Below are 10,960 nucleotides of genomic sequence, written 5' to 3'. Positions count from 1 at the left end.
CCCGCTGTCCCTTCGCAAGGAGAACCTATGCGCACCTGTCCCTCCCGCCTCCGCGTGCCCGAGCGCACTGCCCTGCGCGTGCTCGCCCTGGTGATGCTGTGGGCCCTGCTCCCGGCGGTCTGGGCCGCCCCGGCCGGAGCCGATCCCACCGATGACCCGTCCCTGGACCAGGTCGTGGAGGAGGACGAGAAGCACATCAGCGGCGAGCCGGCGGAGCTGGACCACGGGCATGTGGACATCGGCCCCCGGCTGCGCGATGGGAAGATCACCCTCCACGCGCGCGATGACTCCGAGACCCCGGTGTGGCGGGACATGGATGACATCGTCTTCCGTATCCACGACGCCGGGAAAATCACCCTGCCCGACGGTGAGGACTACGCCTTCACCGGGGCGCAGGGCGGCCAGGACGTGTACGCCGTGCCGCAGGTGGAGGTGCCCGGCGTGGTGTGGCTGGGCTGGAACACCCAGGACCCGCCGCTGACCGAGGAGATCGACCGCGGCGTGACGCTGCGCCTGGTGGATGTGCAGGGGCCGGGGGACTTCACCACCTTCCTGCAGCCGGGCAACTTCGAGCCGCCGGACCTGCTGTGGGATGGCCAGAACCCGGATCCGAGGGAGCTGTGGGTGGATCTGCGCACCCACACCCACGCCAACTGGGTGTTCACCGAGCCGGGGGAGTACCTCGTGGCCCTCGAGGTGGAGGCGAAGACCCTCGATGGCACCGTGCTGCGGGACGTGCAGACCCTGCGGTTCGCCGTCGGTGATGAGGCCTCGGCCGATGCGGCCCGCGAGGCGAGCTGGGAGGCGGGCCGCGGCCCCGAGCAGGCCCAGAGCGAGGACAGCGCCGAGCAGCCGTCCGATCAGGGCGGCACGGACTCCGATGCCGCCGCCGCGCCGGAGAGCAGCGAGGAGGAGGGCGGCCTGGGCTCGACTCTGCTCATCGTCGGCGCTCTCGCGGTGGTGCTCGTGGCCGGCACGATCGTTGTGCTGCTGGTGCAGCGCCGCTCGCGCGCCGCACAGCGCGCCGCCTGGGAGCAGGACGAGGGCGAGGACCGCCCGTGACCGCCCTGTCCGTGCGTGACCTGCGGGTCTCCCTGGGTGGGCGGCCCGTGCTGACCGGCGTGGATCTCACGGTCCGCCCCGGGCTCGTGCATGCGCTGCTGGGCCCCAACGGCGCCGGGAAGACCACGCTGCTGCGCGCCATCCAGGGACTGGTGCGGATCAGCAGCGGGAGCATCGAGCACGGCGGCCAGATCGGCTACGTCCCGCAGCGGCACGATGTGGCCTGGGACTTCCCGATCACCGCCGAGCAGGTGGTGATGACCGGGCTCGTGGGGCAGATCGGCTTCTTCCGCCGCCCCCGCGTGGAGCACCACCGCGCCGTGGCGCGCGCCCTGCGGCGGGTGCGGATGGCGGAGTTGCGGAACCGGCCGATCGGCGAGATGTCCGGCGGGCAGCGGCAGCGCGTGATGATCGCGCGGGCCCTCGCCCTCGACCCGGCGGTGCTGCTGCTCGATGAGCCTTTCACCGGCCTGGACATGCCCACCCAGGAGCTGCTGACCGCCCTGTTCACCGATCTCGCGGCCGAGGGCACGGCCCTGCTGATGACCAGCCACGACCTGACCCATGCGATGGTCACGAGCGACCAGGTCACCCTGCTGAACCGCACAGTGATCGCCTCCGACGCCCCGGACCGCCTGCGCGACGAGCAAACCTGGATGCGCGCTTTCGAGGTCAGCGCCACCAGCCCGCTGCTGGCCCAGCTGGGGCTGGCCACCCGTTCGAAGGAGCCGACGTGCTGACCCCGCTGGACTTCCTGTCCGACCTGACCAACCCCCTGCTGTCCTTCCTGCCCAAAGCGCTGATCGTCTCGCTGCTCGCGGCGGTGGTGTGCGGCGCGGTGGGCTGCCACGTGATCCTGCGCGGCATGACGTTCATCGGTGATGCGGTCACCCACGCCGTGTTCCCCGGGATCGCGCTCGCCTTCGTGTTGCAGGGCTCGCTCGTGCTGGGCGGGATCCTCGCCGGGACGCTCACGGCGATCCTCATCGCCGTGGTCAGCCAGATCCGTCGGCTCGGGGAGGACAGCGTGATCGGCGTGTTCTTCGTGGCGGCCTTCGCGCTGGGCATCGTCATCATCTCCCGCTCCCCGGGATACACCGGCTCGCTCGAGTCTTTCTTGTTCGGCTCGATCACCGGCATCCCGGACTCGGCGGTGCTGTCCTCAGCCGTGTTCGCGGCGCTCGTGCTCGCGGTGCTCACCGTCCTGCACCCGCAGCTGGTCGCTGTCTCACTGGACCGCGAGACCGCCCGCGCCCTGGGACTGCCGGTGCTGCTGCTCGACATCGCGCTGTACGTGCTGGTGACCCTCGCGGTCGTCATGAGCATCCAGACGATCGGCAATGTGCTCGTGCTCGCGCTGCTGGTCACCCCGGCGGCCGCGGCGCGCATGCTCACCGACCGTCTCGTGCCGATGATGGTGCTCGCCGCTGGGCTCGGCGCCGCGAGCGCCGTGGTGGGCCTGTACCTGTCGTGGGCGATCGACCTGCCCACGGGCGGCACGATCGTGCTGGTGGCCACGGCCGTGTTCGCGATCGCCGCGGTGGCCGGGCCGCGCCACGGGATGCTGCGTCCGCTGCTGCAGCGGCGGCGCCGCGCCCGCCCGCAGCGCGCCGCGCAGGCGCCGGGCACAGCGGCGGCGGAGGCCGCGTCGGCTCCGGCTGCTCCGCTAGCATGAGCGCTGCCCCCGTCAGCGAAAGGCCCGCCCCATGATCCGTCTGTCCTCCGCGTTCATCCGCACCCTGCGGGAGGACCCCGCCGACGCCGAGGTCGCCAGCCACAAGCTTCTGGTCCGTGCCGGCTATATCCGCCGCAGCGCCGCCGGGGTGTACAGCTGGCTGCCGCTGGGTCTGAGGGTCATGCGCAAGGTCGAGCAGATCGTCCGCGAGGAGCAGGACGCGATCGGCGGCAACGAGATCCTGCTGTCCGCCCTGCAGCCCCGCGCCCCCTACGAGGCGACCGGCCGCTGGGAGGACTACGGCCCGAATCTGTTCCGCCTCCAGGACCGCCGGGAGGACGACTACCTGCTGGCCCCCACCCACGAGGAGATGTTCACCCTGCTGGTGAAGGACCTGTACTCCTCGTACAAGGACCTGCCGGCGATGCTCTACCAGATCCAAACCAAGTACCGCGATGAGGCCCGCCCCCGCGGCGGCCTGCTGCGCGTGCGCGAGTTCGTCATGAAGGACGCCTACTCCTTCGACGTCACCGATGCGGGTCTGGACGCCTCCTACGAGAAGCAGCGTCTCGCCTACCAGCGCACCTTCGAGCGTCTGGGTCTGGACACCGTGATCTGCCAGGCCGATGCCGGGGCCATGGGCGGCTCCCGCTCCGAGGAGTTCCTGCACCCCACCGAGGTGGGGGAGGACACCTTCGTCATCTCCGACGGCGGCTACGCCGCGAACGTCGAGGCCGTCACCACCCCCGCCCCCGCGGCACTCGACGAGGCGGTGATCGCGCAGCTGCCCGCGATGCACATCGAGGACACGCCAGGCGCCTCCACCATCGCGGCGCTCACCGACTTCTCCAACCAGGCCTTCCCTGGCCAGGGACCGGTCACCGAGGACGGCACCTGGACCCGCTTCGAGATGCTCAAGCACCTCGTGTACCTGCTCACCCACCCCGATGGCAGCACCGAGCCGCTGGTCATCGCGATTCCTGGCGACCGCGAGGTGGATATGAAGCGCCTCGAGGCAGCGGTGGCACCGGCGGGGGTCGCCCCCTTCAGCGATGAGGACTTCGCGCGCACCCCGGTGCTGAAGAAGGGCTACATCGGCCCCGAGGGACTGGGGGCCGATGCCCCCGCCGGCATCCGCTACCTCGTGGACCCGCGCGTGGTGCCCGGCACCCGCTGGGTGGCCGGCGCCGGGGAGAAGGACAAGCACGCCTACGACCTCGTGTACGGCCGCGACTTCACGGCCGACGGCACCATCGAGGCCGCGGAAGTGCGTGATGGCGACCCGGCGCCCGACGGCTCGGGCCCGCTGCGCCTGACCCGCGGCATGGAGATGGGGCACATCTTCCAGCTGGGTCGCAAGTACGCCGAGGCCCTGGGGCTGACTGTGCTCGACGAGAACGGCAAGTCCGTGGTGGTGACCATGGGCTCCTACGGCATCGGCGTCACCCGCGCGGTCGCCGCAATCGCGGAGAAATACCACGATGAGAAGGGCCTGGCCTGGCCGCGCGCGGTCGCCCCGGCCGATGTGCATATCGTCGCCACCGGCAAGGACTCCGCCGTGTTCGACGAGGCCGAGCGGATCGCCGGAGAGCTCGAGGCTGCCGGGCTCGAGGTCATCTACGACGACCGCCCCAAGGTCTCCCCGGGCGTGAAGTTCAAGGACGCAGAGCTGCTGGGCATGCCCACCGCCGTCGTCGTCGGCCGCGGACTGGCCGACGGGGTCGTGGAGGTGCGCGACCGGGCGAGCGGCACGGTCACTGAGGTGAGCCCGCAGGAGGTTGTGCAGAGGGTGCTCGCCGAGGTGCGCGGCGCCTGAGAGGCGCCCGCGCAGGGTCGCCGGGCTGGGGCTGCCGACGCACGCAGCTGTCGCCCCACGCAGCTGCCGGGCTCACAGGCTCGGCGGCGGCTCCACCTCGATGCCCGGCAGGGCCGTGAGGTCATCGCGCCAGGCGGCCAGGCGGTGCGCCTCGGTGAGCGCCGCTGAGAGCGACAGCGGACGATCCTCGAACGGGGCCGCCCCCACCACCGCGAGGTGCTCGATCAGCAGCTGCTGGGTCAGCAGCATCGGCAGACGCCCGGCCAGCTGCTCATCGAGCACACCGCCGGGCACCGGGTAGACAGCCCGGCGGCTGATCACGGGCGCCCCGGCGGCCTCGGCGATGTCCCCCAGGCCCGCGGCGCGGCCCCGATGGACCTCCACCAGCTTTTCCTGGGCGGAGCGTTCCCGTCCTTCGCTGCGGGCTGCGAGCGCCTCCCGCAGATACCCGGCGCGCCACTCCGCCTCCTGTGCGGAGGCGAGCGAATCCTGCAGATCGGAGGCGGCGCCGATCGACGGCGGATCGGTGGCTGGCACATCGCGCACCGGCACGATGTCCTCCGCCGCTGGGGGAGCGGGTACCTTCTCGAGCTCGAAGGCGCTGCTCAGCCGCACTGTCGCCCAGGCGATATGCGCCCCGATCGCGGAGATGGGCCGGGCGAGTGAGCCGGAGACCTGCCGCGCAGCCTGCGTGCACAGCTTCCGCAGTGCGAGCAGCGCCGCCCGCTGCTCGGCAGCGTCCGCGGGCACGTCCATCGGCGGCGCAGGCGGGGTCTGCCCGGGCTCGGGATCCTCCTGGGCTTCGATCTCCTTCTCGAGCTCCGCCCCGGTGAGCAGGGAGCGGCGCTGCACCGGCAGCGTCTGGGTGAGCGTGGTGACGATCGCCGCGCGCGCCGGATCCCGGCCATCCCCGGCCTCGGCCAGCGCATCGGCTCCCGCGATCACCCGCTCGAGCTGGCTGAGCAGATCCAGCCGGTACAGGTCATCGATGCCCGGCGGCGGAGGGGTGTACGTCGCCGGCTGCCCCAGCTCGACGGGCCCGCAGGCCGGCAGCAGCAGCGCTCCCGCCCCGCCCAGCAATCCCGCCCGCAGCAGGTCGCGCCGCGCGAGCCGGGGCGCGGGCGCGGCAGGGGAGGAGTGGATCGGGAGCGGCACGGGATGATTCTCGCATCGACCGCGGGTTGAGCGGCGCCCGCGCGCCGTGACGTCTATCCTGGATCCGAGCCCGGGCTCGCCCCGGGCTGCGCAGGCGACTGCGGCACCAGCACCCATATGGCAGGAGGAGGAGAGCAGCATGAGCGCTCCCGGCGATCGGACCATCCTGCAGCAGCGGGCCCAGGAGGTGCTCGCCCGCCACGGCCTGGTGCTGGAGGACATCGAGCAGCGCCGCAGCGGTGGCCTGCCCCTGCTGCGCCTCATCGTGGATCTGCCCCCGGACCAGCTGGGCAGCGCGGACCTGGACACCGTCGCCGAGGCCTCCCGGGAGCTCTCCGAGCTGGTGGACACCGATGACGCCCTGCTGGGGCCCAGCCCGGTGCTGCTCGAGCTGACCACTCCGGGCCTGGACCGCCCGCTGCGCGCCCCGCACCACTTCCAGCGCGCCCGCGGCCGCTTGCTGACTCTGACCGCGGCCGATGGCACCGCCTACCGTGCCCGCCTGCTGGCGCTCGAGGACGAGGTGCTGCAGCTGCGCCAGGAGCCCGGCCGCGATGAGCGCGGACGCCCCCGCAAACGGCCCGTCGGCACTCCCGAACACCTCACGCTACCGCTCGCCGAGGTGGTTAGCGCCCACATCGAAGCTGAGCTGGATCCCCCGGCGGATCTTGCCGAGCTGCTGGCCGCGGCGGCCGCGACCGATCCTGCTGAGAGCGCCCGGAACCTGGCTGAGGAGCCCCAGAACCACGCCGCGGATCCCCAGAACTACGCTGCGGATCCCCAGAACCATGCTGCGCGGCCTGCGGCCGACGCCCCGAAGGAGAGCTGAGATGGATATCGACATGGGAGCCCTGCGTGCTCTCGAGCAGGAGCGGGATATTCGCCTGCCCGTGCTGCTGGAGGCAATCCGCTCCGCCCTGCACGCCGCCTACCTGCACACCGACCACCCGGTGCGTGACTCCGAGGTGCTGATCGACGAGACCACCGGGGAGGTCGCTGTGATCGCCCGCGAGCTCGACGCCGACGGCACGGTGATCGAGGAATGGGACGACACCCCTGAGAACTTCGGCCGCGTGGCCGCCTCCACCGCCCGCCAGGTCATCTTCCAGCGCATCCGTGACCTGGAGGATGAGGCGGTGCTGGGGGAGTACGCCGATCGCGAGGGCGATATCGTCTCCGGCATCATCCAACAGGGCCGCGACCCGCGGATGGTGCTCGTGGACCTCGGCGAGGTCGAAGCGGTGCTGCCGCCGCATGAGCGGGTGCCCGGCGAGGACTACTCGCATGGTCGACGCCTGCGCGCTTTCGTCACCGAGGCGCGCCGCGGCCCCAAGGGCCCGCAGATCACCCTCTCCCGTTCCCACCCGAGCCTCGTGCGGTGCCTGTTCGCTCTCGAGGTGCCGGAGGTGGCCGACGGGACCGTGGAGATCGCGGGCCTCGCGCGAGAGGCCGGGCATCGCACCAAGATGGCCGTGCGCGCCACCGCCCCCGGCATCAACGCCAAGGGCGCGTGCATCGGGCCGATGGGCGCGCGCGTGCGCGCCGTGATGAACGAGCTGGGCGGCGAGAAGATCGACATCGTCGACTTCGCTGAGGACCCGGCCACCTACGTCGGCGGGGCGCTGTCTCCCGCGAAGGTCACCTCCGTCACCGTCATCGACGAAGTCGGCCGGGCGGTGCGCGCGATCGTCCCCCAGGATCAGCTGTCGCTGGCCATCGGCAAGGACGGACAGAACGCCCGCCTGGCCGCGAAGCTCACCGGCTGGAAGATCGATATCCGTGCCGAGGGCGCCCCGATCCCCGGCGCCGAGGAATCCGAGGTACCGGAGCAGAACTGACCGGCCCGGTGTGGCCCACACCTCCCCACTGCGGCCAGGAGAGGTCCGGTCCGCTACACTGGGGAGGCTGTTCGTCGAGCTGAGCCGCAGATCGCACCGCGGTCTGGAGCCCTGCTCGGCGGGTGCGCCCGGAACGGAGGAGGTCGCGTGGCATCACGCCGCACCGCCCATCGTCCCGAGCGCACATGCGTGGGCTGCCGCCAGGTGGCCCCGCGCGATCAGCTGCTGCGCCTGGTCCGGGAGTCCGCTCCCGGGGACGGTGCGCCGCGCGTCCGCCTCGACCCCACCCGGTCGGCCCCCGGCCGCGGGGCGTGGCTCCATCCCGACGCAGCATGCCTCGACCTCGCCCTGCGGCGAGGCGGCCTCGCCCGGTCCTATCGCGGCGCGGTCGACACCGGGCTCCTGGCCCGGGACCTCGAGGACTTCCGCTCCCACCCCACCGTGGAACAGGTAGAAGAACCCATGGACATCCGATGAGTACTCACTCATGAGCACCCTCAGGAACTAGTGGTCCGCGCCCTTCTGTCGGCCGGACCGAGACAGGAGAACAGTGGCTAAGGTCCGCGTCCACGAGCTCGCCAAGGAGCTCGGACACCCGAGCAAGGTCGTGCTGCAGAAGCTGCAGGACATGGGCGAGTTCGTCCGATCCGCCTCCTCGACCGTCGAGGCCCCCGTCGCCCGCCGCCTGCGCGCCGAGCTGCCCGCCAAGGGCGGTGACGATGCCGCGCCGAAGGACAGCGCGAAGGCGACCCCCGGCAAGACATCCGGCGCCCCCAAGCCCGGGGCGAAGCCCTCCCCGGCGAAGGCCGCCGCGCAGAGCGCAAGCTCCAAGAAGAGCGCCGACAAGGGCGCTGTGGAGAAGAAGCCCGCCGCCCCCCCCCCCGGCCCCGCCAAGCCCGCCCCGCAGAAGCCCGGCGCGCCGAGCACGCCGAAACCGGGGCAGAAGCCCCAGGCCGCCGCGAAGCCCGAGGGAACCGGCCGCCCCGCCGCTCCCAAGCCCGGCGGTGAGCGCCCCTCGCCGCGGTCCGGCGGTGCGCGCCCCGGCAACAACCCCTTCGCCAGCTCGCAGGGCATGCCCCGCCCCGGTGCCCGCAAGCCCGGTCAGCGCCCCGGCGGTCCGCGCCCGGGCAACAACCCCTTCGCCAGCTCGCAGGGCATGCCTCGTCCCGGGCAGCGTCCGGCCCGTCCCGACGGTGACGCCGGCGGCACGCGTGGCGGTGCCCCGCGTCCGGGTGCTCCGCGCCCCGGTGGCGCGCCCCGTCCCGGCGGTGGTCCCCGTCCCGGTGGCGGCTCGCGCCCGGGCATGCCCACGCCGGGCATCATGCGCAAGCACTCCCACGGCGGCCTGGCCGATGCCAAGCCCGACGGTGGCGGTCGCGGTCGCGGTGGACGTCCCGGTGGCGGCCCTGGCCGTCCCGGTGGTGGTCCGCCGCGCGGTCGCGGCGGTCGCGGCAGCACCCAGGGCGCCTTCGGTCGTGGCGGCAAGCCGGCACGCTCGCGCAAGTCGAAGCGCGCCAAGCGCCAGGAATTCGAGCAGATGCAGGCACCCGCACCGGGTGGCGTGCAGGTCCCGCGCGGTGACGGCAACACCAAGATCCGCCTGCGCCGCGGTGCGACCCTGACGGACTTCGCCGATCGCATCGACGTCAACCCGGCTTCGCTCATCACGGTGCTGTTCGCGATGGGTGAGATGGCTACGGCCACGCAGTCCCTGGATGAGGACACCTTCGAGCTGCTGGGCAGCGAGCTGGGCTACAAGATCGAGATTGTCTCCCCGGAGGACGAGGAGCGGGAGCTGCTCGAGCAGTTCGACATCGATCTGGATGCGGAGCTGGCCGAGGAGGACGACGAGGACCGCGAGCCGCGGCCCCCAGTGGTCACCGTCATGGGCCACGTCGACCACGGCAAGACCCGCCTGCTGGACACCATCCGCCAGACCAAGGTCGGGGCGGGCGAGGCCGGCGGCATCACCCAGCACATCGGCGCCTACCAGGTGCAGGTCGACCACGAGGGCGATGAGCGTGCCATCACGTTCATCGACACCCCCGGTCACGAGGCCTTCACCGCCATGCGCGCGCGTGGTGCGAAGGTCACCGACATCGCGATCCTCGTGGTCGCCGCGGATGACGGCGTGATGCCGCAGACCATCGAGGCGCTCAACCACGCCCAGGCGGCCGATGTGCCGATCGTGGTCGCGGTCAACAAGATCGATAAGCCCGAGGCGAATCCGCAGAAGATCCGCCAGCAGCTGACCGAGTACAACCTGATCGCCGAGGAGTACGGCGGCGACACCATGTTCGTGGACGTCTCCGCCCGCGAGAACCAGAACATCGACGACCTGCTCGAGGCGGTGCTGCTGACCGCGGACGCCGCCCTGGAGCTGCAGGCCAACCCCGATAAGGACGCCCGCGGCGTCGCGATCGAGGCGAACCTGGACCGCGGTCGCGGCCCCGTGGCCACGGTGCTGGTCCAGCAGGGCACCCTCAAGGTCGGCGATGCGATCGTGTGCGGTATCGGCCACGGCCGTGTGCGCGCGATGCTCGACGAGAACGGCGAGAACGTCACCGAGGCGGGCCCGTCCCGTCCGGTGCAGGTGCTGGGTCTGACCTCCGTGCCCGGGGCCGGTGACTCCTTCCTGGTGGCCCAGGATGAGCGCACCGCCCGCCAGATCGCGGAGAAGCGTGAGGCCGCGCAGCGTGCCGCGTCCCTGTCGAAGGTGCGCAAGCGCATCAGCCTCGAGGACATCAACAAGCACATGGCCGAGGGCAAGGTCGAGACCCTCAACCTCATCCTCAAGGGCGACGCCGCCGGCGCGGTCGAAGCCCTCGAGGAGGCCCTGCTGGGCATCGAGGTGGGCGAGGGCGTGGACCTGCGGATCATCGACCGCGGCGTCGGCGCTATCACGATGAACAACATCAACCTCGCTGTCGCCTCAGACGCCGTGATCATCGGCTACAACGTGCGGGCCGAGGGCCTGAACGCGGAGTACGCCGACCGCGAGGGCGTGGAGATCAAGTACTACTCGGTCATCTACAACGCCATCGACGAGGTCGAGCAGGCCCTCAAGGGCATGCTCAAGCCGGAGTTCGAGGAGGTCGAGCTGGGCTCGGCGGAGATCCGCGAGATCTTCCGCTCCTCCAAGTTCGGCAACATCGCCGGCTCCATCGTGCGCAGCGGCCTCATCAAGCGCGGTGCCAAGGCGCGCATCACCCGAAATGGCGTGGTCATCACCGAGAACCTCGAGATCTCGGGCCTGCGCCGCTACAAGGATGATGTCACCGAGGTCCGCGAGGGCTACGAGTGCGGTATCAACCTCGGGTCATTCAACGACCTGCAGGTCGATGACCTCATCACCACCTACGAGATGCAGGAGAAGCCCCGCGACTGACCCCGTCGCGGCAGGGCCCGCCCGGC

9 protein-coding genes are annotated in these 10,960 nt (G+C 71.6%); 8 read left to right on the top strand and 1 reads right to left on the bottom strand.

The genetic code is table 11. The features are described from left to right. Positions 1 to 27: 27 nt before the first annotated feature. Genes CJ197_RS15150 through CJ197_RS10005 form a run of 4 tightly spaced genes read left to right on the top strand, consistent with a single transcriptional unit; the run spans position 28 to position 4,553 of the window. Complete coding sequence (locus tag CJ197_RS15150; protein WP_102236611.1) at positions 28 to 1,062, top strand: choice-of-anchor M domain-containing protein; 1,035 nt, start codon at positions 28 to 30, stop codon at positions 1,060 to 1,062. Then, positions 1,059 to 1,802, top strand: coding sequence for an anchored repeat-type ABC transporter ATP-binding subunit (locus CJ197_RS10015; protein ID WP_102236610.1), 744 nt, complete (start codon positions 1,059 to 1,061; stop codon positions 1,800 to 1,802). The genes CJ197_RS15150 and CJ197_RS10015 overlap by 4 nt, the downstream gene beginning before the upstream one ends. Further along, entirely contained in the window at positions 1,796 to 2,737 is a 942-nt protein-coding gene (locus tag CJ197_RS10010) for an anchored repeat-type ABC transporter permease subunit (protein WP_199173907.1), read from the top strand. The genes CJ197_RS10015 and CJ197_RS10010 overlap by 7 nt, the downstream gene beginning before the upstream one ends. 31 nt (positions 2,738 to 2,768) lie before the next feature. Then, on the top strand, positions 2,769 to 4,553 hold the full coding sequence (locus CJ197_RS10005; protein ID WP_102236609.1) for a proline--tRNA ligase: 1,785 nt from the start codon (positions 2,769 to 2,771) through the stop codon (positions 4,551 to 4,553). Positions 4,554 to 4,625: 72 nt separating this feature from the next. Here the strand turns inward: CJ197_RS10005 and CJ197_RS10000 are convergent, their stop codons facing one another. Continuing rightward, positions 4,626 to 5,708: a DUF4439 domain-containing protein gene (locus CJ197_RS10000; protein ID WP_233190829.1), complete on the bottom strand. Its 1,083-nt coding sequence runs from the start codon at positions 5,706 to 5,708 to the stop codon at positions 4,626 to 4,628. A gap of 139 nt (positions 5,709 to 5,847) precedes the next feature. Here CJ197_RS10000 and rimP point away from each other — a divergent pair, with 139 nt between their 5' ends. The 4 genes from rimP (at position 5,848) to infB (ending at position 10,934) form a co-directional block, all read left to right on the top strand. Then, complete coding sequence (rimP, locus tag CJ197_RS09995) at positions 5,848 to 6,537, top strand: ribosome maturation factor RimP (protein ID WP_102236608.1); 690 nt, start codon at positions 5,848 to 5,850, stop codon at positions 6,535 to 6,537. Between the two features lies 1 nt (position 6,538). Then, the gene (nusA, locus tag CJ197_RS09990) at positions 6,539 to 7,546 is read left to right on the top strand and encodes a transcription termination factor NusA (protein WP_102236607.1); all 1,008 of its coding nucleotides are present in this window, start codon (positions 6,539 to 6,541) and stop codon (positions 7,544 to 7,546) included. A gap of 147 nt (positions 7,547 to 7,693) precedes the next feature. Next, complete coding sequence (locus CJ197_RS09985) at positions 7,694 to 8,023, top strand: YlxR family protein (protein WP_102236606.1); 330 nt, start codon at positions 7,694 to 7,696, stop codon at positions 8,021 to 8,023. Positions 8,024 to 8,096: 73 nt separating this feature from the next. Beyond that, positions 8,097 to 10,934 carry a translation initiation factor IF-2 gene (gene infB / locus CJ197_RS09980; protein ID WP_102236605.1) on the top strand — a complete coding sequence of 946 codons (2,838 nt, stop codon included), beginning with the start codon at positions 8,097 to 8,099 and terminating at the stop codon, positions 10,932 to 10,934. Positions 10,935 to 10,960: the final 26 nt, after the last annotated feature.

Source organism: Brachybacterium sp. UMB0905 (assembly GCF_002871795.1).
In the GTDB taxonomy this organism is placed as follows: Bacteria; Actinomycetota; Actinomycetes; order Actinomycetales; family Dermabacteraceae; genus Brachybacterium.
This window is presented reverse-complemented; position numbering and strand designations above follow the sequence as displayed.

Bases quoted from the DNA above. Each gene is read 5' to 3' on its own strand.
- CJ197_RS15150 (WP_102236611.1), top strand. From the start codon at position 28: ATGCGCACCTGTCCCTCCCGCCTCCGCGTGCCCGAGCGCACTGCCCTG.
- CJ197_RS10005 (WP_102236609.1), top strand. From the start codon at position 2,769: ATGATCCGTCTGTCCTCCGCGTTCATCCGCACCCTGCGGGAGGACCCC.
- rimP (WP_102236608.1), top strand. From the start codon at position 5,848: ATGAGCGCTCCCGGCGATCGGACCATCCTGCAGCAGCGGGCCCAGGAG.
- nusA (WP_102236607.1), top strand. From the start codon at position 6,539: ATGGATATCGACATGGGAGCCCTGCGTGCTCTCGAGCAGGAGCGGGAT.